This is a genomic window from Candidatus Accumulibacter sp. ACC003 (genome assembly GCF_907163085.1).
Classification (GTDB): Bacteria; Pseudomonadota; Gammaproteobacteria; order Burkholderiales; family Rhodocyclaceae; genus Accumulibacter.
Genome location: NZ_CAJQTX010000009.1, coordinates 467,463 through 492,412, shown reverse-complemented (window position 1 = coordinate 492,412; position 24,950 = coordinate 467,463). Strand labels below are relative to the sequence as shown.

21 protein-coding genes are annotated in these 24,950 nt (G+C 63.1%); 7 read left to right on the top strand and 14 right to left on the bottom strand.

What is annotated here, in order from left to right:
- The 5 genes from acs (at nt 1) to QZ656_RS20635 (ending at nt 7,131) form a co-directional block, all read left to right on the top strand.
- Nucleotides 1-1,965 (top strand): acetate--CoA ligase, encoded by a 1,965-nt coding sequence (acs, locus tag QZ656_RS20655; RefSeq protein ID WP_291995149.1) that lies wholly within the window; start codon nt 1-3, stop codon nt 1,963-1,965.
- A 126-nt stretch (nt 1,966-2,091) separates the two neighbouring features.
- Entirely contained in the window at nt 2,092-3,999 is a 1,908-nt protein-coding gene (locus tag QZ656_RS20650) for a DUF294 nucleotidyltransferase-like domain-containing protein (protein WP_291995148.1), read from the top strand.
- A 53-nt stretch (nt 4,000-4,052) separates the two neighbouring features.
- Complete coding sequence (locus tag QZ656_RS20645) at nt 4,053-4,718, top strand: 3'-5' exonuclease (protein ID WP_291995147.1); 666 nt, start codon at nt 4,053-4,055, stop codon at nt 4,716-4,718.
- 14 nt (nt 4,719-4,732) lie between these two features.
- Complete coding sequence (locus QZ656_RS20640) at nt 4,733-6,790, top strand: VC_2705 family sodium/solute symporter (RefSeq protein WP_291995146.1); 2,058 nt, start codon at nt 4,733-4,735, stop codon at nt 6,788-6,790.
- A 77-nt stretch (nt 6,791-6,867) separates the two neighbouring features.
- Complete coding sequence (locus QZ656_RS20635; protein ID WP_291995145.1) at nt 6,868-7,131, top strand: DUF4212 domain-containing protein; 264 nt, start codon at nt 6,868-6,870, stop codon at nt 7,129-7,131.
- Between the two features lie 50 nt (nt 7,132-7,181).
- Here the strand turns inward: QZ656_RS20635 and glmM are convergent, their stop codons facing one another.
- The 4 genes from glmM to QZ656_RS20615 all read right to left on the bottom strand — a co-directional run bounded on the left by glmM (nt 7,182) and on the right by QZ656_RS20615 (nt 12,198).
- Nucleotides 7,182-8,549, bottom strand: coding sequence for a phosphoglucosamine mutase (gene glmM / locus QZ656_RS20630; RefSeq protein WP_291995144.1), 1,368 nt, complete (start codon nt 8,547-8,549; stop codon nt 7,182-7,184).
- A 102-nt stretch (nt 8,550-8,651) separates the two neighbouring features.
- Nucleotides 8,652-9,437, bottom strand: coding sequence for a dihydropteroate synthase (gene folP / locus QZ656_RS20625; protein WP_291995276.1), 786 nt, complete (start codon nt 9,435-9,437; stop codon nt 8,652-8,654).
- Between the two features lie 134 nt (nt 9,438-9,571).
- On the bottom strand, nt 9,572-11,458 hold the full coding sequence (gene ftsH / locus QZ656_RS20620; RefSeq protein WP_291995143.1) for an ATP-dependent zinc metalloprotease FtsH: 1,887 nt from the start codon (nt 11,456-11,458) through the stop codon (nt 9,572-9,574).
- Nucleotides 11,459-11,577: 119 nt separating this feature from the next.
- A complete protein-coding gene (locus QZ656_RS20615; protein ID WP_291995142.1) occupies nt 11,578-12,198 on the bottom strand; it encodes an RlmE family RNA methyltransferase in 621 nt (206 codons plus the stop codon).
- Between the two features lie 134 nt (nt 12,199-12,332).
- Between QZ656_RS20615 and QZ656_RS20610 the strand changes: the two genes are divergently transcribed.
- Nucleotides 12,333-12,692, top strand: coding sequence for a YhbY family RNA-binding protein (locus QZ656_RS20610; protein WP_291995141.1), 360 nt, complete (start codon nt 12,333-12,335; stop codon nt 12,690-12,692).
- A gap of 73 nt (nt 12,693-12,765) precedes the next feature.
- Here the strand turns inward: QZ656_RS20610 and QZ656_RS20605 are convergent, their stop codons facing one another.
- The 8 genes from QZ656_RS20605 to QZ656_RS20570 all read right to left on the bottom strand — a co-directional run bounded on the left by QZ656_RS20605 (nt 12,766) and on the right by QZ656_RS20570 (nt 22,438).
- Complete coding sequence (locus QZ656_RS20605; protein WP_291995140.1) at nt 12,766-13,230, bottom strand: DUF4149 domain-containing protein; 465 nt, start codon at nt 13,228-13,230, stop codon at nt 12,766-12,768.
- 8 nt (nt 13,231-13,238) lie between these two features.
- Complete coding sequence (gene greA / locus QZ656_RS20600) at nt 13,239-13,715, bottom strand: transcription elongation factor GreA (protein WP_291995139.1); 477 nt, start codon at nt 13,713-13,715, stop codon at nt 13,239-13,241.
- A 69-nt stretch (nt 13,716-13,784) separates the two neighbouring features.
- Nucleotides 13,785-16,991 (bottom strand): carbamoyl-phosphate synthase large subunit, encoded by a 3,207-nt coding sequence (gene carB, locus QZ656_RS20595; protein WP_291995138.1) that lies wholly within the window; start codon nt 16,989-16,991, stop codon nt 13,785-13,787.
- The gene (carA, locus tag QZ656_RS20590) at nt 16,975-18,126 is read right to left on the bottom strand and encodes a glutamine-hydrolyzing carbamoyl-phosphate synthase small subunit (RefSeq protein WP_291995275.1); all 1,152 of its coding nucleotides are present in this window, start codon (nt 18,124-18,126) and stop codon (nt 16,975-16,977) included. The genes carB and carA overlap by 17 nt, the downstream gene beginning before the upstream one ends.
- Before the next feature lie 159 nt (nt 18,127-18,285).
- Nucleotides 18,286-20,901 (bottom strand): response regulator, encoded by a 2,616-nt coding sequence (locus tag QZ656_RS20585; RefSeq protein WP_291995137.1) that lies wholly within the window; start codon nt 20,899-20,901, stop codon nt 18,286-18,288.
- A 35-nt stretch (nt 20,902-20,936) separates the two neighbouring features.
- Entirely contained in the window at nt 20,937-21,743 is an 807-nt protein-coding gene (gene dapB / locus QZ656_RS20580; RefSeq protein WP_291995136.1) for a 4-hydroxy-tetrahydrodipicolinate reductase, read from the bottom strand.
- 1 nt (nt 21,744) lies between these two features.
- The gene (gene bamE / locus QZ656_RS20575; RefSeq protein WP_291995135.1) at nt 21,745-22,308 is read right to left on the bottom strand and encodes an outer membrane protein assembly factor BamE; all 564 of its coding nucleotides are present in this window, start codon (nt 22,306-22,308) and stop codon (nt 21,745-21,747) included.
- Nucleotides 22,253-22,438, bottom strand: coding sequence for a hypothetical protein (locus QZ656_RS20570; protein WP_291995134.1), 186 nt, complete (start codon nt 22,436-22,438; stop codon nt 22,253-22,255). Before QZ656_RS20570 ends, bamE begins: the two co-directional genes overlap by 56 nt.
- 166 nt (nt 22,439-22,604) lie before the next feature.
- Between QZ656_RS20570 and fur the strand changes: the two genes are divergently transcribed.
- On the top strand, nt 22,605-23,078 hold the full coding sequence (fur, locus tag QZ656_RS20565; RefSeq protein WP_291995133.1) for a ferric iron uptake transcriptional regulator: 474 nt from the start codon (nt 22,605-22,607) through the stop codon (nt 23,076-23,078).
- A 32-nt stretch (nt 23,079-23,110) separates the two neighbouring features.
- Here the strand turns inward: fur and QZ656_RS20560 are convergent, their stop codons facing one another.
- Both QZ656_RS20560 and QZ656_RS20555 read right to left on the bottom strand, forming a co-directional pair.
- Nucleotides 23,111-23,983 (bottom strand): M23 family metallopeptidase, encoded by an 873-nt coding sequence (locus tag QZ656_RS20560; RefSeq protein WP_291995132.1) that lies wholly within the window; start codon nt 23,981-23,983, stop codon nt 23,111-23,113.
- 10 nt (nt 23,984-23,993) lie between these two features.
- Nucleotides 23,994-24,848 carry a neutral zinc metallopeptidase gene (locus QZ656_RS20555; RefSeq protein WP_291995131.1) on the bottom strand — a complete coding sequence of 285 codons (855 nt, stop codon included), beginning with the start codon at nt 24,846-24,848 and terminating at the stop codon, nt 23,994-23,996.
- Between the last annotated feature and the right edge of the window lie 102 nt (nt 24,849-24,950).

The window sequence follows — 24,950 nt, the reverse complement described above, 5'->3', positions numbered from 1 at the left end:
ATGTCACAGAACGAAGCCGTAACTCTTATCCAGCCCTCAGCCGAGTTCGTCAAGCAGGCGACGATTTCCGGCATGGACGCCTACCAGGCGCTATGTGATGAAGCGACCAAGGATTACGCCGGTTTTTGGGCGCGCCTGGCCCGCGAACACGTCTCCTGGAAAACGCCGTTCACGGAGGTGCTCGACGAGTCCGACGCGCCGTTCTTCAAGTGGTTTGCCGACGGCACGCTGAACGCGTCGTACAACTGCCTGGATCGCAACGTCGAAGCCGGCCTCGGTGACAAGGTGGCGATTGTCTTTGAAGCCGACGACGGCGAAGTCACGCGCGTCACTTACAAAGAGCTGTTGTCGCGCGTCTGCCTGTTTGCCAACGGCCTGCGGGCGCGTGGCATTGGCAAGGGTGATCGGGTGGTGATCTACATGTCGATGGGCGTCGAAGGCCTGATCGCCATGCAGGCGTGTGCGCGTATCGGTGCGATTCACTCGGTCGTCTTCGGTGGCTTCTCGGCACAGTCGGTGCGTGATCGGGTCAACGACGCTGGCGCCGTGGCGGTGATTACCGCCGACGAGCAATGCCGCGGCGGCAAGAAGATCCCGCTCAAGCCAGCGGTCGACGACGGCCTCGCTCTGGGCGGCTGCGAGTCGATCAAGAACGTCATCGTCTTCCAGCGTACCGGTGGGACGTGCAACATGGTCGCTGGCCGTGACGTCTGGTGGCACGATGTCATCGCCGGCCAGTCCGACGTCTGCGAGCCGGAGTGGGTTGGTGCCGAGCACCCCTTGTTCCTGCTGTACACCTCGGGATCGACCGGCAAGCCGAAGGGCGTCCAGCACTCGACCGGCGGCTATCTGTTGCACGCCATCCTGACCATGAAGTGGACCTTCGACATCAAGCCGGACGACCTCTTCTGGTGTACGGCCGACATCGGCTGGGTGACCGGCCACACCTACATCACCTACGGGCCGCTGGCCTGCGGGGCGACCGAAATGGTCTTCGAGGGCATCCCGACGTATCCGGACGCCGGCCGCTTCTGGAAGATGATCCAGGACCACAAGGTCACTGTGTTCTACACCGCGCCGACGGCAATTCGTTCGCTGGTCAAGGCCGCCGACGTCAATCCGGCCGTCGCGCCGACGCAGTACGACCTGTCGTCGCTGCGTCTGCTGGGTACCGTTGGCGAACCGATCAATCCGGCCGCCTGGCAGTGGTACTACGACGCCGTTGGTGGCGGTCGCTGCCCGATCGTCGATACCTTCTGGCAGACCGAGACGGGCGGTCACATGATCACCCCCTTGCCGGGCGTCACGCCGATGGTTCCGGGTTCATGCACCTTGCCCTTCCCGGGAATCCAGGCCGCCGTCGTCGATGAAACCGGTACCGAACTCGACTGGGGTAAAGGTGGCTTGTTGGTCGTCAAAAGGCCGTGGCCGGCGATGATCCGCAACATCTGGAACGATCCCGAGCGTTTCAAGAAGTCGTACTATCCCGACGATTTCAACGGCAAGCTGTATCTCGCTGGCGACGGTTCGATCCGCGACGTCAATACCGGCTACTTCACGATCACCGGTCGTATCGACGACGTGCTGAACGTCTCCGGTCACCGCATGGGGACCATGGAGATCGAGTCGGCTCTGGTTTCGCACCCGATGGTTGCCGAAGCGGCAGTCGTTGGTCGTCCGGACGATCTGACCGGCGAAGCGATCTGCGCCTTTGTCGTCCTCAAGGGCGCGCGGCCGAGCGGCGATGCCGCCAAGAAAATGATCAAGGAGCTGCAGGACCACGTCGGTCGCGAGATCGGTCCGATTGCCAAGCCGAAGGATCTGCGCTTCGGCGAGAATCTGCCGAAGACGCGTTCGGGCAAGATCATGCGCCGCCTGCTGCGCTCGCTGGCCAAAGGCGAGGACGTCGTGCAGGATATCTCGACGCTCGAAAACCCGGCGATTCTCGAGCAACTCAAAGGCTGATCCTTGCCGGCGCGCGGCTGACGTGTCAGAGGCACGTCGGCTCGCCCGCTCGTCAGCAGAAACCCTCCAACAGGCCGGCACGCCGCGCGTGCCGGCCTGTTCAATTGCGTTGGTCGAGGAGCTGGCATGAGTAATAGTGCCACTGAACTGCTGGTCTCGGCGTGCATCCAGGTGCTCCAGGCCTACGCGCCCTTCGATCGCATGGAAGCGGCGGCGCTGCGTTTTCTCGCCGAGCGCGTCAAACTCGCCCACTATCCGAAAGCTGCGCAAATCCTGGGTAGCGAGATGGGTGTCGCACGCACTCTGCACATCGTCCAGCGCGGCCAGGTACGGATCAAGAGAAGTGGCGGCAGTAGCGCCGAATCGGCATCGATCACGCTCGGTCCCGGTCGCTGCTTCTCGATCGGCGCGTTGATGGCGCAGCGTGAGAGTTCGAGTGCCTATATCGCGCGCGAAGATGTTTTTTGCTACGAACTGCCGGCCGAAGACTTTTTCAGCCTGACGCAGAAGAGTTCCGTCTTCAACCTGTTCTGCACCCAATACATCGCCGGCTTGCTCAGGCAGTCACAGCAGCAGCTGCAGCTGCAGTTTGCGCAGCGTGCCGCCGAGCAGAAGACGATGAACTCGCCGCTGGCCCGGGTGATTACGCGTGCGCCGGTTGCTGTCGCACCGGAGACGTCGGTCCGCCTGGTCGTCGAGATGATGGCCAGCCAGCATCTCGGGTCGATGGTCGTGGTCGATGCCGAGCAGCAGCCGGTCGGCATCTTTACCCTCTCTGACGTTCTCAAACGGATTGTCCTGCCGGGTGCTTCGCTCGATCAAGAAATCGCCGCCGTGATGTCGCCGGCGCCGCAGACGCTGCCGCTGGCGGCCAATGCTCACGATGCGGCACTGGCCATGGCCATGCACCGGGTTCGGCACCTGCTGGCGGTGGACGAGGGTGGGCGGCTGCGCGGCGTCGTATCGGAGCGCGACCTGTTCAAACTGCAAGGTGCCGGTCTGCGGCAGATCCGTCATGCGATCGATTCGGCGAGCAGCGTCGAGGTGTTGGTGCACGCTCGCGAAGACGTTCGCCAGTTGTCCTTGACGATGCTTGCCGAGGGTGTCGGCGGGCAGGAGATAACGCAGTTCATTTCGACCTTGAACGACACCGTGACGCGCCGGGTCATCGAACTCAATCTCGATCGTCACGATCTCTACGGTATCGACTGGGCGTGGCTGTCGTTCGGCTCGGAGGGGCGTGACGAACAGACCTTCACCACCGATCAAGATAACGGCATCGTCTATATCTGTACCGATATCATGGATCGCGAGCAGACGCAGCTGCGTTTCCTCGAGTTTGCCAGGGACGTCAACGATGACCTGGACAAATGCGGTTTCCCGCTGTGCAAGGGCAACATCATGGCCAGCAATCCCGATCTGTGCCTGACACTGGAGGAGTGGGAGGAAAAGTTTTCACACTGGATTCGTACGCCGGAACCCCTGGCGTTGCTCAATGCCACCATTTTCTTCGACTTCCGGCCGCTCTACGGTCGCTTCAATCTGGCGCACCGGCTGCGTCTGTCGCTGCTGCGACAGACGCAGGGCAACCCCTTGTTTCTGCGCATGCTGGCGCAGAACGCGCTGAACGTTGCGCCACCGCTGGGCAGGATCCGTGACTTCGTGACCGGCGCCGACCCGGAGCATCCGGGAACGATCGACCTCAAGAAGTACGGCGTTCGCCTGTTTACCGACGCGGCGCGTCTTTTTGCCCTGGCCAACCAGGTCGAGGCGACCAACACCGTCGCTCGTCTGAAGTACTCGAGCGCCTTGATGAATATTCCTCCGGACGAGGTGGCGGCGACCGTCGAGGGCTTCAATTTCATCCAGATATTACGTTTGCGGCACCAGCATTTCGAGCAGGAACACGGGCGTGCCGGCGACAATCTTGTCAGGCCGGACGAGCTGAACGAGATTGAACGGCGGATTCTCAAAGAATCTTTCCGGCAGGCGCGCAAGCTGCAGGCGCGCCTGCGACTCGACTATCAGGTCTGATCATGGTGTGGTTGTCACGACTTTTTGCGGGTCACGAGGCGCCTGAAGCGCGCTTGACCGCCGGCCAGCAGCGCTTGATCACGGCCTGGCGCCAGCTGCCGGCGCCGGTCATGGGGCGTTCACACTATCGCAGCCGTTACGTGGTCGTCGACGTCGAGATCGCTGGCGCCAGTTGGCAGACCGACCCTCTGGGTTCGATCGGGGCGCTGGCCGTGGTCGATGGCCTGATCGATTTCCAGCAGGCGATGGAGCTTGTTATGGTCAAGGCCGGCGCCGCGCTCGAGGTGGCCGGCAGGCCGCCAGGACAGGGGTCTGAGCAGGCGACAGGCGGCGGACCGAGCGCCGAAGGGCTGCTTGAATTCCTCGATTTTGTTGGCAAAGCGCCGCTGGTGGCGTATCACGCGTCCTTCGCCGCGCGGCGGATTGAACGCGCGTTCGCCGAGTCGCTGGGAGTCGAGCTGCGCTTGCCGTGGATCGACCTGGCGTGGGTCATGGGCAGCGTGTTTCGGCAGTTCGGCGATGAGAACTCGCGTATGGACGTCTGGCTCGCTCATTTTGACATCGAGAGCATCAAGCGCCACAACGCCGTTTCAGACGCCTACGCGACGGCCAAACTGTTGCAGGTGACGATTGCGCGCGCGGCGCGCGATGGCTTCGAGACGCCGGCCAGCCTGATCGAACTCGAGAAGGCGCATCGCCACCTGTACCAGAGCGGCTAGGCGAGCGCGCGGCCATGGCTGATTACACTGCCGGCCCGCTGCGTCGCTACTACGCCTTCTATACGGCTGCCTTCTTCATTTTCATCGTCGTCCTGGCAGTGCTCGAGCGTTTCGGCCTGCCGCCACGGTGGATCGGCTATTCCTTCCTCTTTCTGACCATCTTTCTGTACGCGACGATTGGCGTGCTGGCGAGAACGGCCAGCGTTTCGGAATACTACGTCGCCGGCCGGCGGGTACCGGCGATATTCAACGGCATGGCCACCGGTGCCGACTGGATGAGCGCGGCCTCATTCATGGGGCTGGCGGGGACCCTTTATCTGTCGGGCTACCAGGGCTTGGCCTACGTGATGGGCTGGACCGGTGGTTACGTTTTGGTGGCGCTGTTGCTGGCGCCTTACCTGCGCCGTTTTGGGCAATTCACTATCCCGGACTTCCTGGCGGCGCGATACGGCGGCAATCCGGCGCGGCTGGTCGGTGTATTTGCTACCGTCCTGGCGTCCTTTGTCTATGTGGTCGCACAGATCTATGGCGTCGGGCTGATCACCAGTCGTTTTGTTGGCTTGCAGTTCGAAATCGGCGTCTTCGTTGGTCTGGCAGGGATCCTGGTGTGTTCGTTTCTCGGCGGCATGCGCGCCGTTACGTGGACGCAAGTGGCGCAGTACGCCATCCTGATCGTCGCCTATCTGGTGCCGGTGACGATTCTCTCGTACCAGGTCACTGGCATACCGATTCCGCAACTGACCTACGGTCTGGTCCTGCAGAAGGTCCAGGTTCTCGAGGAACGGATCTTCGACGACCCCGCCGAGGTCGAGGCGCGCCGTATTTTCCGCGAACGTGCCGACGGCTATCAGCAGCGAATCCTGAGCTTGCCCGAATCGCTCGACGAAGAAAGGCGGCGCCTGGTCGATCAGATTAACGACCTGAAGACCAGTAATGCGCAAATGCGCGAGGTCGTCGCCCTCGAGCGCGAACGGCGCGACCTGCCAAAGAGCAGCGAAGCGGCCCGCGTTTACTGGGACAAGCTGATGCGTCAGGCAATGCAGCGTGGCGCCGAACCCGAGCACCACGCGACGCCGTATCCGACGGCCGGTGGCGGCGAGGCGGCCGCAGCGGTCAGTGACACCGCGCGCCTGAATTTTCTCAGTCTGGTGTTCTGCCTGATGGTCGGCACCGCGGCGCTGCCGCACGTCCTGATGCGCTACTACACGACGCCCAGTGTTCGCGAGGCGCGCAGTTCGGTCGTCTGGTCGCTGCTGTTCATTCTGGCGCTGTACCTGACGGCGCCCGCGTATGCCGTTTTCGCCAAGTACGAGATCTACTCGACGCTGATCGGTTCGTCGATCGCGCAACTGCCGGTGTGGGTCAGCGCCTGGGGCAAGATCGGGCTGGTGTCGATCGAGGATGTCAATGGCGACGGCATTCTGCAACTGGTCGAGCTGGCGCTCAATCCCGACGTGATCCTGCTCGCCACACCGGAAATCGCCGGTTTGCCCTACGTCATTTCGGGTCTGGTCGCCGCTGGCGCGCTCGCCGCCGCCCTGTCGACCGCCGACGGTTTGCTGCTGACCATCGCCAGCGCCTTGTCGCACGACGTCTATTACAAGATTTTCCGCCCGAATGCGACGACGCAGTGGCGGCTGGTCGTTTCGAAGGCCCTGCTGCTGGTTGTTGCGGTGCTCGCCGCGAGTGTTGCTTCGCAAAAGCCGGCGACCATTCTGGCGATGGTTGCCTGGGCCTTTTCGCTGGCCGGCGCAGCTTTCTTTCCGGCGCTGATTCTGGGTGTTTTCTGGAAGAGAGCGAATGCGGCGGGCGCGATCAGTGGCATGGTGCTGGGCCTGCTGGTGACCCTCTATTACATGGTGCGCGTGCAGGTCGACAGCATTCCGTGGCTGGGTATCCAGGGAATCGGCATGGAACCGTGGTTCGGGATCCAGTCAACGTCGGCCGGGGTGTGGGGCGTGGCGGTCGGCTTTGTGACGATCATCGTCGTCAGCCTGTTCGGGCAGCCGCCAAGTCAGGAGACGCAGGATTTTGTCGAAAGCGTTCGTTACCCCGAGGTGGACGGCTCGTGAGTCGCCGGCCAGCGGCAATGGCCGCCCGGCGTCACCGGTTTCCCCGGTGATCGGCGGTAGCCCTGGAGGAGAGCAGCGTGCGACTCGGGCGTAAGCATCGCGACTATTGGCGGCGCAACCTCAAGGCGACCGCATGGCTGCTGACGCTCTGGTTCGTGGTCAGCTTCGTCGTCAGTTTCTTTGCGCGGGAACTGGCGAGCGTCACGTTCATGGGTTTCCCACTGGGCTTTTACATGGGTGCCCAGGGCGCGCCCCTGATCTACCTGGCGATCATCTGGTGGTACGCGCGCTACATGAGCCAGCTCGACCGCGAGTATGGAGTTCACGAGGGTGAGGACTGAGGTCGCCAGGCTGCTCGGCAGGCGCGTGCCGAGGCATCGCGGCTAGCGCCTTACCCGGCCACCGCCTGCCGTACGGCGGCAGCCAGTTTTTCGGCGCTCAGGGTAACCGTTTGCGAGTCCTGACCCTCGACCATCACGCGCAGCAGCGGCTCTGTCCCCGAGGCACGCAGGAGCACCCGGCCGCAGCCGTCGAGTTCGCTCTCGACCTCGCCGAGCACCGCGCCGATCAGGGGGTGGTTCTGCCATGGGAAGCCCTTGCTCAGGGCAACGTTGATCAGGACTTGCGGGTAGAGCTTGAGATCGCTGAGCAGCTGCTGCAGGCTTCCTCCCGCTTCACGCAGCGCGGAAAGAACCTGCAGCGCCGAGACGATGCCGTCACCGGTCGAGTGCCGGTCGAGACAAAGGATATGGCCCGAGTTCTCGCCACCGTAGAGCCATCCCTTCTGGCGCAAGGCGTCCATGACGTAGCGGTCGCCAACGGCGCTTCGAACAAACGGTATCTTGAGCCTTTCCAGCGCGTGCTCGAGCGCCAGGTTGCTCATCAAGGTACCCACCACACCGGCGACCGGGCCCTGGCGCAGGCGGCTGCGGACGACCGCCAGCAGCAGCTGGTCGCCATCGTAGAGATTGCCTGCGGCGTCTACCATCAGTACGCGGTCAGCGTCGCCGTCAAGCGCGATGCCGAGGTCGGCCGCCTGTGCGAGGACCGCTGCACGCAGGGCCGCTGGCGCCGTTGCGCCGACGTCCTGATTGATGTTGAGGCCGTTGGGTTCGCTGCCGATGGTGCTGACCTCGGCTCCCAGCTCGTGAAAGACGTGCGCTGCAATGTGGTAGGCCGCGCCGTTGGCGCAATCGACGACGATCTTCAGCCCGCGCAAGTCGAGTTCAAATGGAAACGTGCTCTTGCAGAACTCGATATAGCGGCCGTCGGCGTCGTCAATCCGGCGGGCGCGGCCGAGAGCGGCCGATGGCACGCAGGTCAGCGGTTCGTCGAGCATTGCTTCGATCTCGGACTCCATCTCGTCGGGCAGCTTGGTGCCCCGCGCCGAAAAGAATTTTATTCCGTTATCGTAGTAAGGGTTGTGTGACGCAGAAATGACGATGCCGGCCTGCAGGCGCAAGGCGCGCGTCAGGTAGGCGATGGCTGGAGTCGGCATCGGCCCGACCAGGCAGACATCGACGCCGGCTGCCGCAAAGCCTGCTTCGAGCGCCGCTTCGAGCATGTAGCCGGAGACCCGGGTGTCCTTGCCGATCAGCACGGCTGGCCGCTCGCCGGCCTTGAAGCGGCTGCTCTCGCTGACACGGGCAGCGAGCACCCGTCCGGTCGCATGCCCCAGGCGCATGACGAAATCAGGTGTGATGGGGTCTTCGCCGACACGCCCACGCACGCCGTCGGTGCCGAAATACTTTCTGCCCAAGATTCTTCTCCCCTTGATCGCAAAGTGTGGACGCTTGTCCAATCCCCACTATTCTACTTAAATCCGTAGCGGTGGCCGCAAAATGAAGCACCTTGAGCCTTGTTACGGTTGCTGCAGCCCGCCGTCTACGGCCTGCCAGATGGCCAAGGCATCGCTGGTTTCGGCAACGTCGTGCACGCGCAGTATCTTTGCGCCACGCTGCACGGCCAGCAAGGCAGCCGCGAGACTCGCTGGCAGTCGACGGTCGGCCGGACGTCCGGTAATTGCACCGAGCATCGACTTCCGTGAAATGCCGGCGAGCATCGGCAGTCCGTCAAACGACAAGTCGGCGAGCGCGCGCAGCAGCTCCAGATTGTGCTGCAGCGTCTTGCCGAAGCCAAAGCCCGGGTCGAGGACCAGACGATCTGCGGCGATGCCGGCTGCTCTGGCCGCCGTGACGCGTGCGCGGAGGAAGGCCTGTACCTCGCTGGCAACGTCCTGGTAAGCCGGCTGCTCCTGCATGCTCGATGGCGCGCCTTGCATATGCATCAGACAAATCGCGCAGTCGCTGTCGGCAACGGCGGCGATCGCGCCCGGCACGCGCAAGGCGTGGATGTCGTTGATCATCGACGCGCCGTGGGCCAGAGCCGCGCGCATCACCGCCGGCTTGTAGGTGTCAACCGAGATTGGTATACCGCAGCCGTTGAGGGCCTCGAGAACGGGCAGCAGGCGCCGCAGCTCTTCGTCCTCTGCGGTCGGAACAGCGCCCGGGCGGGACGACTCGGCGCCAATGTCAAGCAGGTCGGCGCCGGCGTCAATCTGCTGGCGAGCGTGCGCCAGTGCGCGCGCGGTATCGTTCGCCAGCCCGTCGCCGGAGAACGAGTCGGGAGTCAGATTGACAATGCCCATCAACAGCGGCCGCTGCAGCGACAGCGAAAAGTTGCCGCAGCGGAGTGTCACGCCGAGGTGCCCGCGGCCGATGGAAGCCTCGAAGGCGCCGAGGACGCGCGCTTCGGCGCGCGTCTGGCGCTAGACCAGCGCACTCAGGCCGGTGCCGGCGCACTCGGCGCCGCATCGGGAGGAGTGTTGGTGTCCGGCGTGCTCGCGGGTTTGCTCTGCGGCTGCTTGGGTGGGCGTGGTGGCTTGCCGTTCATGATGTCGTTGATCTGGTCGCTATCGATGGTCTCGATTTCGAGCAGCGCTGCGGCCATGGCCTCGACCTTGTCGCGATTTTCTTCAAGCAGCTTGCGCGCCAGTGCGTACTGCTCGTCGATGATGCGGCGGATTTCGCGATCGACCTTCTCCATCGTCGCTTCCGACATGTTCTTGTGCGTGGTCACCGAGCGCCCGAGGAAGACTTCGCCCTCATTCTCGCCGTAGACCATCGGTCCGAGCGCGTCCGACATGCCGTAGCGGGTGACCATGTCACGCGCCATCTGGGTGGCGCGTTCGAAGTCATTGGAAGCGCCGGTGGTCATCTGGTTCATGAACAGTTCTTCGGCGACGCGGCCACCGAAGAGGACGGCAATCCGACTCATCAGATAGATCCGGTCGTAGGCGTAGCGATCCTCTTCCGGTAGTTGCATGGTCAGGCCAAGCGCCCGCCCACGCGGGATGATGGTCACCTTATGTACCGGGTCGGACTTCGGCATCAGTTTCGCGACCACGGCGTGTCCCGACTCGTGGTAGGCGGTGTTGCGCCTTTCGTCCTCGTTCATCACCATGCTGCGGCGCTCGGCGCCCATCATGATCTTGTCCTTGGCCTTTTCGAAGTCGTCCATGTCGACCAAACGCTTGTTGCCGCGGGCGGCGAACAAGGCGGCCTCGTTGACCAGGTTGGCCAGGTCGGCGCCCGAGAATCCCGGCGTGCCACGGGCGATGATGTCGGCCTTGACGTCGGGTGACAGCGGCACCTTGCGCATGTGCACCACCAGGATCTGCTCGCGACCACGGATATCGGGCAGCGGCACGACGACTTGCCGGTCGAAACGGCCGGGACGCATCAGCGCCGGGTCGAGCACGTCCGGACGGTTGGTCGCGGCGATGACGATCACCCCGACGCTGCCTTCGAAGCCATCCATCTCGACCAGCATCTGGTTCAGTGTCTGCTCGCGCTCGTCGTTGCCGCCGCCCAGACCGGCGCCGCGCTGCCGACCGACGGCGTCGAGTTCGTCGATGAAGATGATGCACGGGGCGTGTTTCTTGGCGTTTTCGAACATGTCGCGAACGCGCGCGGCGCCGACGCCGACGAACATCTCGACGAAGTCGGATCCGGAAATCGAGAAGAACGGTACCTTGGCTTCGCCAGCAATCGCCTTGGCGAGCAGTGTCTTGCCGGTACCCGGGTTGCCAACCAGCAGCACGCCTTTCGGAATCCGACCGCCGAGTTTCTGGAACTTCGACGGGTCACGCAGGAAGTCGACCAGTTCGGAGACCTCTTCCTTGGCCTCGTCGCAACCAGCGACGTCGGCAAAGGTGATGGTGTTGGTCGACTCGTCGAGCAGTCGCGCCTTGCTCTTGCCGAACGAAAAAGCGCCGCCGCGGCCGCCGCCCTGCATTTGGCGCATGAAGAAGATCCACACGCCGATCAGCAGCAGCATCGGGAACCAGCTGACGAAGATGCTCATCAGGAACGACTGCTCTTCCTCGGGCTTGGCCTCGACCTTGACGCCGTTTTTCAACAGATCCGAGACCATCCACAGGTCGGGAGGTGCGTAGCTGGTCAGCTTGCGACCGTCGGTGGTCGTCGCCTTGAGCACGCGGCCCTCGATCACCACCTTGGCGATTGTTCCCTTGCCCACTTCGTCGATGAACTGTGAATACTCCATCGTCGATTGAGCGACCTGGCGCGTGTTGAACTGGTTGAAGACCGTCATCAAGACCAGACCGATTACCAGCCAGACGGCCAGATTCTTGAACATGTTATTCAATACTTCACCTCTTCTACGTTGCCCGGGCGACGATGTCGCCGGAAGCGCTGCCATACCACGAACTCAGCATTGTAAACCGATTCGCGCCTGCTGCAGCAAAGACGACATCGCCGATGCTCTCAAGTTTTCAAGGTCTTGCCCAGCAAATAGACCTCCGGGCTGCGGTCGCGTGAAGCATCCGGCTTGCGTGAGGAAACGGTCTTGAACACCTGCCGCATTTCTTGCAGGAAATCACTGAAGCCGTGACCCTGAAAAAGTTTGACCAGGAAGGCGCCGTCCGGTTTCAGCCAGTGGCGCGCGAATTCCAGACTCAGCTCGGCAAGGTGCATCATCCGGGCCTGGTCGCAGAGCGCTATCCCCGATATATTGGGTGACATGTCCGAAAGAACAAGCCCCACCTGCTCGCCGCCGAGCATTGTTTCCAGCTGCTGCAGGACGTCGGTCTCGCGAAAGTCGCCTTGCAGGAAGGTGACGCCACGCACCGCTTCCATTTCGAGCAGGTCGAGGGCGAGCACTCGACCCTGGCCCTGTTGTCGCTTGGCCGCCACCTGCGACCAGCCGCCGGGGGCGGCGCCGAGATCGACGATCACCTCGCCGGCGCGGATCAGGCGATCCTTGTCGTCGATCTCCATCAGTTTGTACGAGGCGCGCGAGCGATAGCCAGCCGCTCGTGCCTTCTGTACGTAGGCGTCGTTCACGTGTTCGTTCAACCACGCGCTGCTCGATCTGCTTCGATTCATTGCTTGAAACCCGCCAAGGTCATGACAATCGGTGACGTCCCCGGTCTTTCTCCCGCAGCGGGGAGAATCGAGATTCGTCAGTCGCGGAAGCGACTTTCACATTAGAATGCGTTCCTTAAGAAAAGGTGTCCCGCATGCTCAATCTCAGCTCCGACGAGCGCCGCGCTCTGCGTGCTCGCGCTCATTCCCTACAGCCGGTGGTCTCGATAAGCCAGAACGGCCTCTCCGAATCGGTCGTCAGGGAAGTCGACGCCAACCTCATCAGTCACGAATTGATCAAGATCCGTGTCTATAACGACGATCGGCAAGTCCGTGAACAGTTCCTCGCGACGCTCTGCGAGCAATTGGCTGCCGCGCCGGTTCAGCATATCGGCAAGCTGCTGGTGATCTGGCGCCCGCAAACAGACGCGCAGGCGCAAGGCGCCAAGCCCCGCCCGCGACGTGCCGAGCCGCGTCGTAGCAAACGCAGCTTCCAGGGGAATTCCGGGAACTGAGAGCGCTGCCGGCCAGCGCCACGCTGGAGACCTGGCGCCACGCGGGTGGTGTCTGTGGCCACTGTACGGGACCCTACTTCGCGTCGCGCCGGAAACCGGTCACCAATAACAGCCCGAGGACGCTCTGCACCAGATAGAGGACGCTCGACACGCCATGCCAGGTGGCGAAGCGGTTGTGCAAGACGCTCTCCATCGCTTCGCGCGGCAAGGCGTCGGCCTTGAGTTGGGCAAGTAGCGGCTGAATGCCGAAGACGCTGACGACGGTCAGCAGCAGCATCCCGACGATCAGCCAGAAGTTCCAGCGGCGCAGGGCAAGCGTACCCATGCGTAGCAACAGGAACAGCAGCAGGTACGACGCGCAGGCCAGGCCGACCCAGCCGATCAACTCGAAAAGGCGGCCGGCGAGCGAGCCTGCCAAGCGACGGTCGTTAGCGAGTGCGGCGAACAGCGTGGGGGCGACCAGATAGCCGATCGCCCACTGGCCACCGACCCACAGTGTCAGCACGATGTCGTACAGCGCATCGGCAAGGCGTCGCATTGGTCGGCCTATTCGTAACGTACGGCGACAATCTCGTACTCGCGAACGCCGCCGGGCGCTTGCACCTCGGCGATATCGCCAGCGAACTTGCCGATCAGCGCACGGGCGATCGGCGAGTTGATCGAGATCTTGCCGTCCTTGATATCGGCTTCGTCCTCACCAACGATCTGATAGCTGACGCGAGCACCGGAATCCTGATCGTCGAGATCGACCGTGGCGCCGAAAACGCAACGTCCGTCGGCGGCGAGCAGCTTCGGGTCGATGATCTGCGCATTGGCGAGTTTTCCTTCGACTTCCTGGATGCGGCCTTCGACAAAGCCTTGTTTTTCCTTGGCCGCATCGTATTCGGCGTTCTCCGAGAGGTCGCCGTGCGAGCGTGCCTCGGCGATTGCCGCGATGGTCTGCGGGCGTTCCACGGTCTTCAGGTGATGCAGTTCGGCGCCGAGCTTTTCAGCGCCCTTGACGGTCAGAGGGATCTTGGTCATGTCTTTGCCTGCCAACGATAAACCGCCGCCGCTCGCCCGCTGGCTTGTGGCGACGGTTCTATGGGTTAACTAACTCAGTTGCGCGTGTAATTCCTGGATCGGATAAACGACCAGTGCGCCGCGATTCCTGATTCCGGCGGTCGCCGCTTCGGCGCCCCAGATGGTGGTATAGATCGGCACCCGTGCGGCGAGTCCCGAGGTGCGGATCGAGCGCGAGTCGTTGATCGCCGTGCGTTTCTCGTCGACGGTGTTGATGATCAGGGCAATCTCGTTGTTCTTGATCATGTCCACCACGTGCGGCCGGCCTTCGGTAACCTTGTTCACCGGCGTGACGTCGATGCCCGCCGCAGCGATTGCCGCTGCCGTACCGCGCGTGGCGAGCAGGGTGAAGCCGGCCGCGCGCAGATCGCGAGCGATGGCTACCGCCTGCGGCTTGTCCGACTCCTTGACGCTGACAAACACCTGTCCGGAACTGGGCAGGCGTACGCTGGCCGCGGTCTGGCTCTTGACGAAGGCCTCGGCAAAGCTGACGCCGACACCCATCACTTCGCCGGTCGATTTCATTTCCGGGCCAAGAATGGTGTCCACGCCGCGGAACTTGGCGAACGGGAAAACGGCTTCCTTGACCGAGAAGTAATTTGGAATCACTTCCTTGTTGAAGCCCTGGCTGGCCAGTGATTGCCCGACCATGCAGCGCGCGGCGATCTTTGCCAGTTGCAGGCCGGTGGCCTTGGAGACAAAGGGAACGGTGCGTGAGGCGCGCGGGTTGACCTCGAGGACGAAAACGACGTTGTCCTGAATGGCGAACTGGACGTTCATCAGACCGCAGACGTTGAGGCCTTTGGCCATGAGCTGTGTCTGGCGGCGCATTTCATCCTGCAACGCTGTCGACAGCGAGTGCGGAGGCAGCGAACACGCCGAATCACCCGAGTGAACGCCGGCCTGTTCGATATGTTCCATGACGCCTCCGATCAGCACCTCCTGGCCATCGCAGAGGGCATCGACGTCGACTTCGCAGGCGTCGTTGAGGAAACGGTCGAGGAGTACCGGCGAGTCGTTGGAAACCTTCACCGCTTCACGCATGTAGCGCTCGAGGTCGCGCGGGTCGTGGACGATTTCCATGGCGCGACCGCCGAGTACGTAGGACGGACGAACGACCAGCGGATAGCCAATCTCGGCGGCCAGGCGCAAGGCGTCGGCTTCGGTGCGCGCGGTACGGTTGGCCGGCTGCTTGAGACCCAGTTCCTGGAGCAGCTTCTGGAAGCGTTCGCGGTCCTCGGCGGCGTCGATCATGTCCGGGCTGGTACCGATGATCGGCACGCCATTGGCTTCGAGGTCGCGCGCCAGTTTCAATGGCGTCTGCCCACCAAACTGGACGATCACTCCGTAGGGCTTCTCGACCGCGACGATTTCCAGGACGTCTTCAAGCGTCAGCGGTTCGAAGTACAAGCGATCGGAGGTGTCGTAGTCGGTGGATACAGTCTCCGGATTGCAGTTGACCATGATCGTTTCATAACCGTCTTCGCGCATCGCCAGCGCGGCATGAACGCAGCAGTAGTCGAATTCGATTCCCTGGCCGATGCGGTTGGGGCCGCCGCCGAGAACCATGATCTTCTTGCGGTCGCTGGGCTTGGACTCGCACTCGTCCTCGTAGGTCGAGTACATGTAAGCGGTGTCGGTGGCAAACTCGGCCGCGCAGGTGTCTACGCGCTTGTAGACCGGACGCAGCTGCAAGGCGTGGCGATACTCGCGGACCGCCGTCTGGGTAGTCTGCATCAGGGTCGCCAGGCGCTTGTCCGAGAAACCGGCGCGCTTCAGGTGCCGCAATTCCTCGCGTGACAGCGACTGTAGCGGCTTGCCGCGGATCAGTTCGGCTTTCTTGTAGAGATCCTCGATTTGCGCCAGGAACCACGGGTCGATCGCCGTCAGACGATGAATTTCCTCGAGGCTCATGCCGATGCGCAGGGCGTCGGCGATGTACCAGATCCGCTCCGGGCGCGCCTCACTGAGCGCCGTTTCGATTTCCTCGCGGTCGGTACTCAACTCGTCGAAGCCATCGACGCCAATCTCCAGGCCGCGCAGGGCTTTTTGCAGCGATTCCTGAAAAGTCCTGCCGATGGCCATCACTTCGCCGACCGATTTCATCTGAGTGGTCAGTCGCGAATCGGCCTCCGGGAACTTTTCGAAGGCGAAACGCGGCACTTTGGTGACCACGTAGTCGATCGACGGTTCGAACGACGCCGGCGTCTTGCCGCCGGTGATCTCGTTGGCCAGTTCGTCGAGCGTATAGCCGATCGCCAGCTTGGCGGCGACCCTGGCGATCGGAAAACCGGTCGCTTTCGACGCCAGCGCCGACGACCGCGAGACGCGCGGGTTCATTTCGATGACGATCATTCGCCCGTCCTGCGGGTTGATCGCGAACTGCACGTTGGAGCCACCGGTGTCGACGCCGATCTCGCGCAGGACCGCCACCGAGGCGTTGCGCATGATCTGGTATTCCTTGTCGGTCAGCGTTTGCGTTGGCGCGACGGTAATCGAATCGCCGGTATGAACGCCCATCGGGTCGAGGTTCTCGATCGCACAGACGATGATGCAGTTGTCGTTGCGGTCGCGAACCACCTCCATCTCGAATTCTTTCCAGCCGATCAGCGACTCCTCGATCAGCAACTCGCTGGTCGGGCTGGCTTCCAGGCCGCGTTCGCAGATGTCGACGAATTCTTCCTGATTGTAGGCAATTCCGCCGCCCGAGCCGCCCATGGTGAACGATGGCCGGATGATCGTCGGATAGCCGATCATCGCCTGTACCTGCAGCGCCTCTTCCATCGAGTGCGCCATTGCCGAGCGCGCCGAGCCGAGACCGATCCGGGTCATCGCGGTCTTGAACTTTTCGCGGTCCTCGGCTTTGTCGATGGCTTCCTTGGTCGCGCCGATCATTTCGACGGCAAACGCCTCCAGGACGCCGTGCCTGGCCAGGTCGAGGGCGCAGTTCAGCGCCGTCTGGCCGCCCATGGTCGGCAGCAGGGCGTCGGGTCGTTCGCGGGCGATGATCTTCTCGACGACTTTCCAGGTGATCGGCTCGATGTAGGTGACGTCGGCCATTTCCGGGTCGGTCATGATCGTCGCTGGATTCGAGTTCACCAGGATCACCCGGTAGCCTTCTTCGCGCAGCGCCTTGCAGGCTTGCGCTCCGGAGTAATCGAACTCGCAGGCCTGGCCGATGACGATCGGACCGGCACCAATGATCAGAATGCTCTTTAGGTCAGTGCGCTTGGGCATGTTGCGCCTTTGTGTCTAGCATCATCTGGACGAAACGGTCGAACAGATGGGCGATGTCGTGCGGCCCGGGGCTGGCTTCAGGGTGGCCCTGGAAAGAAAACGCCGGTACGTCGCTGCGGGAAATCCCCTGCAGGGAACCATCGAAAAGCGAAACGTGCGTCGCCAGCAGATTCGCTGGCAGCGTCTCGGCGTCGACAGCAAAGCCGTGGTTCTGGCTGCTGATCAGCACCTGGCCGCTGCGCAGATCCTTGACCGGATGGTTGGCGCCGTGATGGCCGAACTTCATCTTCACCGTCCTGGCGCCGGACGCCAGTGCCAGGAGTTGGTGACCGAGGCAGATGCCGAAGGTCGGAATACGGCGTTCGAGCAGCTCGCGGATGGCCGCAATCGCGTAGTCGCACGGTTCCGGATCGCCGGGGCCGTTGGACAGGAAGACGCCGTCGGGTCGGCTCGCGAGGACCTCGGCCGCCGAGGTTTGTGCCGGCACGACAGTCAGCTTGCAGCCGCGGTCGACCAGCATCCGCAAGATGTTGTGCTTGACGCCGAAATCGTAGGCAACGACGTGCAGGCGCGCTGGTGGACTGGCGCTCTGGCCAGTGAGCGTCCATTCGCCAAGGTTCCACTGGTAGGGCTCGCTGGTGCTGACGACCTTGGCGAGGTCCATGCCGGCCAGGCCCGGAAAAGCGCGGGCTTCGGCGATGGCTCGCTGCTCATCAAGGTCGCCGGCCATGATGCACGCCGCCTGGGCGCCTTTTTCGCGGAGGATGCGCGTCAGTTTGCGCGTATCGATGCCGGCAATGGCGACGACGCCGTGTTTCTGCAGATACGCGGGCAGTGTCTCCTGCAGGCGCCAGCTCTCGGCGCGAATCGGCAACTCGCGAATAACCAAGCCGGCGGCATAGTTGCCGCGCGATTCGAAGTCCTCGGCGTTGCAGCCGACATTGCCGATGTGGGGGTAGGTGAGGGTGACGATCTGACGGCAGTACGAGGGATCGGTGAGGATCTCCTGGTAGCCCGTCATCGCCGTATTGAACACGAGCTCGCCGCTGGTGCTGCCGCCGGCACCGATGGCCTGACCGCGGAAAACCGTCCCATCGGCCAGAGCGAGTAGCGCCGGCGGAAGAGTGGGTAGCAAGGACACGAAAGACTCCTGTTGATGCTGCGGGTGAATGCTTCGCCGATCCGGGCTATAGATACGCAAAAGCGGGACGGGCGTACAGCCCTCCCGCTCGGATCTTTGCAAGCCCCGGAATTATACCGGAGCAGACCGCTCTTTGGGCGTCACTGATGCTGATTACGCCCCGCGGCGAGCGTTTGCCGGGCGGCGCGGCGCCTTGTCCAGCGCTGCAGCGTCGCGCTGGGCGGTCGCGCCGCCACGCACGAAGAGCTCCATTTCGGGCTTCAGACGAGACATTTCCTCGGACAGTGCCTCGGCCAGTCGCGCGCAACGCGACCAATCAAGCGCTTCGCTGGACGACTGGCCGGCGGCCAGCTCGAGATCGAGCGCCAGCCGTCGCGCGCGCTCGGCGTGAAACATGGCGAGCAGGCTCTTCAGGGTGTGCGCGGCCATCGCCAATTGCGCTGCGTCGCGGTCCTGCACACTCGATTTGATCCGTGTCAGATGTTGCTCCCATTCGGCGAGCAGCATGCCGGCCATGGTCAGCACCAGCTCGCGATCACCCAGGTCGCGAGCTGCCGCCGCCAGGTCGAGCGAAGTGGTCGTGAGCTCGGGTTCCGGCGCGGGCGGCGCCGGCTCGTCGCCGTCGCCATCCGCCAGGCAGCGATCGATGGTCGCGTACAGCTCTTGTGGTCTGATCGGTTTGGTCACGTAATCGTTCATGCCCGCGTCCAGGCAGCGCTCGCGGTCGCCTTCCATGGCATTTGCGGTCATGGCGATGATGCTCACCGCTTTGAATCCGTGGGAGACGACCCAGCTGCGCCGCATCTCGCGGGCGCGTATCGATTCGGTCGCCTCGATGCCGCCCATCACCGGCATCTGCATGTCCATCAGGATCAGATCGAAGCTTTGCCGTTCAAAGCACTCAAGTGCTTCGGCGCCGTTGTTGGCCAGGGTGACCTTGTAGCCACGTTTCTCCAGCAGCCGCTTGGCCAACTCCTGGTTGACCGGGTTGTCTTCAACGAGCAAGGCTTCGATACGGCGCGAGTTGCTCGTCGCTTTCGGTATTTCGAAGTCGAAAGGCGCCAGCATCAGCGTCGCCTGCTCGGCGCCGCCAGAGACCAGCAGCAACGCCGCCAGTAGATCGTCAGGGGCGATCGGTTTGACCAGATGGGTGCCGACCTTGAGCTGGCGTAGACGTTCGAGGTCTTGCCGCTGCTGCTCGGTGGTAAGCAGTACGATCAACTTTTCGTGGCCGGCGCGGCCCTGCCACGACTCGGCCAGGGCCATGCCTCCGGGTGCCGGCATCAGCGCGTCGACCAGCACGTAGTCGTACGGAAAGCCAAGCCTTCGTGATTTCTCGATCGTCGGCAGCGCCGCCTGGGCATCCTTGATCGCGGTGGCCTCGATGCCGGCTTGCGCGAGTAGCCCCTTGAGCTGTGCGGCGACGGCCGGATGGTGCTCGAGAAGGAGTGCGCGCTGGCCGGCGAACTGGGCGGCCGGGGGGGCGGCTGCGCTGCTCGAATCGACGCCGAAGCGAGCTGTAAAGGAGAAGCAAGAACCCTTACCTTCAATGCTCTCCAGCCACAGCCGGCCGTTCATCATCTGAATCAGGTGCCCACAGATTGTCAGGCCCAGCCCGGTGCCGCCGAAGCGCCGCGTGGTCGAATCGTCAGCTTGTGAAAATGCCTCGAAAATTGCTTTCTGCCGCGCCGCCGGGATGCCAATGCCGGTATCACGAACGGCAAAACGGACGAGCGCCGATTCGCCCGCATAGCCATCGAGCGACACCGCCACCTCGATTTCGCCACTGGCGGTGAACTTGATCGCATTGCCGACGAGATTGGCGAGTACCTGACGGAGTCGCGCCGGGTCGCCTATCACTTTGGCGGGGGCGTCCTGGGCCACCGTGACAACGACTTCCAGGCCTTTTTTGTGAGCCATCACCGCCTGCGCGCGGGCGGCGTCGAATACCACGCTCGACAAGGCGAACGGCAGTTTTTCAAAGTGCAGCTTGCCGGCTTCGATCTTGGAGAAGTCGAGGATGTCATTGACGATCGCCAACAGCGACTCGGCCGAGGATTTGACCGTTCGCAGATAGTGCCGCTGCTCGGCATCGAGTTGCGTGTCGAGCGCCAGGTCGGTCATGCCGATGATGCCATTCATCGGCGTACGGATCTCGTGGCTCATGTTGGCCAGGAAAGTGCCGCGTGCCTGGTTGGCCCTTTCGGCCACTTCCTTGGCGACCAGAGCCGCTTGCTCGGCGTCCTTGAAGTCGGTGATGTCGCGCTGCAGCAGCAGCAAACGCAAAGGTTGGCCTTGTTCATCGCGGGCGATGATGCGACCTTTCAGCAGCAGCCATTGCCAGTGACCGGCCTTGGTACGCATCCGGCACATGCACTGGAAAAGCGGCGATTTGGCCTGCGCGTGCACGGCAACAACGGCGTTGAACGCTCGCAGATCGTCGGCGTGAGCAAGCTTGCACCAGGCCGCGACGCTGTCGGCAAGTTCGTCTTCAGCATAGCCGAGAAGTTTTTTCCAGCCACGACCGGACTCGATGCGCCCGCGGCCAAGATGCCAATCGGAAAAAGCGTCACCCGAGAGCTCGGCTTGCACGGTGAACAAGCGGCCATACTTGGCAAGCAGATTTTCGGACGTTTCGAGAACGCCAGTGACGGCCACCGCCAGTTCGGGAGCCTGCCCGGCGAGCGCGCTCAGCAGTTCTTCCAGACGACCCTCAGGATCGGCGCCAAGTACCTTCTCGAGCTTACTGGTCAGGTGCGAGTTCTTCATCGGCACGCTTGCCGCTCTCGGTAGATCGACCGCCGTCAACGCAGGCCGAGGACGTCCTGCATGTCGAACAGGCCGTATGGCTTGCCCGCCAGAAAATGGGCGGCGCGCAGGCTGCCCAGGGCATAGGGCATCCGACTGCTGGCCTTGTGGCCGATCTCGACACGCTCACCAAGACCGCAGAACAGCACATTGTGATCGCCGACGATATCGCCGCCGCGGATGGTGGCAAAGCCGATGGTCGACGGCTGCCGCTCGCCGGTGACGCCCTGGCGACCGTAGATTGCGCATTGTTCGAGATCGCGGCCGAGCGCTTGCGCGACGACTTCACCCATCCGCAGGGCGGTTCCCGATGGGGCGTCGATCTTGTGCCGGTGGTGCGCTTCGACGACCTCGACATCGTAGCCCTGATCCATGATCCGGGCGGCGACGTCGAGTAGTTTGAAAACGACGTTGACGCCGACGCTCATGTTCGGCGCAAAGACCACCGGGATATGCTGCGCGGCCGCCGCAATCGCCTCCTTGCCATGGGCGTCGAAGCCGGTGGTGCCGATGACGATCGCCGTGCCGTGTCGGCGGCAGATTTCGAGGTGCTGGAGCGTGCCTTCCGGCCGGGTGAAATCGATCAGGCAGCTTGCTTGCGCAATCGCCGCCTCGCTATCGCTGCTGACGCGTACGCCGCAGGGCGTGCCGACCATCTCGCCGGCGTCCTTGCCGAGTACGGCGGCGTCGGCCTGATCGAGCGCTGCGGTCAGTGTCGCATGCGCATCGTTCAGCGTCGCTTCGACGAGCATTCGTCCCATGCGGCCGCCGGCGCCGGCGATCGCTATCCTCAATGAGTTCATTTCACAGGCCCACGCTGTCCATGATGTTGCCGAAAAACCCCTTGTCGTCTGCTGGGGGCATACTGACGTCGGCATCCGCCGGTAGCGAGCTCAGATCGATTTCCCGGATCCGCGTCTGCGGCGCCGCCTCGCCGTCGGTCGGTCCGGCGGGAGCGACGTCGCCGGTAACCCGCAGCAGCTTGTCGTCGTTGTCAAAAAAGGCCGAAAACCGGCGCGTCTCGACCTTTGTCGTGTTGCCCTTCTTCAGCCAGTAGAAGTAATCCCAGCGGTTGGTGTGAAACATATCGATCAGTACCGGCGTGCCGAGAATGAAGCGCACCTGATCCTTGCTGAGCCCCGGACGCAACTGCGCAACCATCTCCTGAGTCAGCACGTTTCCTTGCTGCACGTCGATCCGGTACTCGTTGATGATATGCGGCACCGTCGAGCAGGCGGAAAGCGTGCAGACGACCAGAGCGGTCGTGGCGAATCGCGGGAAGATCATGTTCTCGTCAAATGGTGGTAAGTGATCAATAGAGGCGAGCGTTGCCCAACAGGAAGCCCGCGCCGGCAGCCGGATCGACATTGGCGGTGACGGCATTCTGGCTTCCGTTCATCACAAGCGCAGGCGACGGTATATCATAACCGAAAAAAACCACGCCCTTTGCCGCCTGACGGTCGTGACCTGTCGAGACACCCTCGATCATGGAAGCCATGAGAGTCTCCCACCACTTGCAGCGCGCATTCCGGCGTGCACGCCGGAATCGTTCGACGGGCAGGGCGCATGTGCTCTGAATTTCCCGTCTCACCCCCTTCTCGTCGCCAGCGACGAGAAGGGACATTTGTGAGTCGCGCACGCGATCTTCACGGTAAGGTAAGCCGATGAGCAACTCCGACGACCTCAAGAGCATGGGGCTGAAAGCCACTCTGCCGCGTCTCAAGATTCTCGCCTTGTTCGAGAAGACCGAGGTTCGCCACCTGACGGCAGAGGATGTCTATCGGCTGCTGCTCGCCGAAAACCTCGACGTTGGGCTGGCGACCGTTTATCGCGTTCTCACCCAGTTTGAACAGGCCGGTCTTCTCGAGCGCCACTATTTCGAATCCGGCAAGGCCGTTTTCGAGTTGAGTGCCGGGCAGCACCACGATCACCTGGTGTGTATCGATTGCGGGCGCGTCGAAGAATTCTACGACGCCGAGATCGAGCGCCGGCAAACGCGGGTGGCGCAGGAGCGTGGCTTCATCATTCGCGAACACGCGCTCTATCTCTACGCCGAATGCAGCAAGCCGGATTGCCCGTATCGGGCCAACGCCGTGCGCCACGTCGGTGAGCGCAACAAGACGCCGCCCGCCGATTGACCGGGCGACGCTGGCGTGGCGGCTCGCCCCGGTCAGCGCGTCTTGCCTGCTGTGGCGATGAACAGCTCGGGGTCGACCATGGCGCCGTTGAGAATCACGCTCCAGTGCAGGTGCGGGCCGGTGGCGCGGCCGCTCATTCCGGAAAAGCCGAGACCCTGGCCTTTGGCGATTGCGTCGCCCGCCTGGACGGTGCTGCGCTCGAGATGGCAGTACATGCTGATCAGACCGTTACCGTGATCGACAAAAACCGTCTTGCCGTTGAAGAAGTAATCGTCGACCGCCAGCACCTGACCACTGGCGCTGGCCCGGACGGCGGTGCCGCGGGCGGCTGCGATGTCGAATCCGGCGTGCGCTGAGCGCGCCTCGCCGTTGAAGAAGCGGCGCACGCCAAAGCGCCCGGTTTGCCGGCCCTGCGCCGGCAGCATGAAGGCGACGTCGGTGTCGGCGGCGTCGCGCCAATGGCGCTTCAGCCGCTGGATGGTCGCCAATTCGCTCGTGACGCGCGCCAGATCGCTAGCCGAGAGTTCGACCTTGCTGCTGTCCTTGATGGTGATGCGCTGTTCCGGATAGTCCTTGGCCTTGACGTCGAACGCTTGAAAACGCGTTTCGTCCGCCATCTGCACACGCAGTTGCTGGCTGCCGGGAAGCGTCTCCAGCGCCAGGCCGACGACCGCAACCCACTGACCATCGTCGTCGACGATCAGCACCTGCTGCTCGCCGAGCCAGGCGCGCGGCCGCTCAGCGTCGGCGATCACCGGGCCGAGCGACAGCAGCGCGACGCCGCCTGGAACGCTGGCCGCCCTGGGCAGTGCGGCGTATGCCGATGCCGGCGGCAAGATGCCGAGCAGCGCGCCGAGCAGCGCAGCAGCCGACAGCGAGCTGAAACTCGATTTGACCTTGTTCATCGTCGCGGCCTTATAGCGACGCGGCGCTGAAGGTATCGCACTGGCGGACGTCGCCGCTGTCCATGCCCCGCTTGAACCAGCGGACGCGCTGCCGCGACGTGCCGTGTGTGAAGGACTCCGGCACGATCTGTCCCTGCGTCTGCCGTTGCAGGCGGTCGTCGCCGATCGCCGCGGCGGCGGTCAGCGCTTGCTCGATCTCGCCCGCTTCGACGATCTGCTGCAGGCGGTCGGCGCGATGACCCCAAACGCCAGCAAAACAGTCGGCCTGCAATTCCATTCTTACCGACAGCGCGTTGGCCGCCGGCTGCTGGCCGCTACGCTGCTGTGCGGCGCGCACCTTGTCCGAGATGCCGAGCAGGTTCTGAACGTGGTGGCCGACCTCGTGGGCGATCACGTAAGCCTGGGCGAACTCGCCGGGTGCGTGAAAGCGTTCCTTGAGGTCGCGGTAGAAGGCCAGGTCGATATACACCTTGCGATCGGACGGGCAGTAGAAAGGGCCCATCGCCGACTGCCCGCTACCGCAGGCGGTCGGCGTGGAGCCGGTAAACAGTACCAGCTTGGGTTCCTGGTAGCGCTTTCCGGCGTCGTGAAAAATCGCCTGCCAGGTGCTTTCGGTGCTGCCGAGGACCTTGCTGACAAAGCTCGCCATCTGATCGTTGGCCGGCGGCCGCTGCGCCGGCGAAGCGGCTGACGAAGTGCTGCCGGGTGCCGATGCGAGGCCGAGAATCAGCGCGGGGTCGATCCCGAAGAAGTAACTCGCGGCCAGCGCGACGAGCAGCGTACCGATACCGACGCTGCCGCGTCCGATGCCGCCGCTGCGTCGATCCTCGACGTTGTCGCTTTCGTTCTGATGATCCAGGCGCATGATTTGTCCTTAAGAAACGCAAACGGTGGTGAGAATGCTAACAGAACGTGTGCAAAGTTTCATTTTCGTGCATAATCCGCAAACTTTTTACAAGTAGAGGCC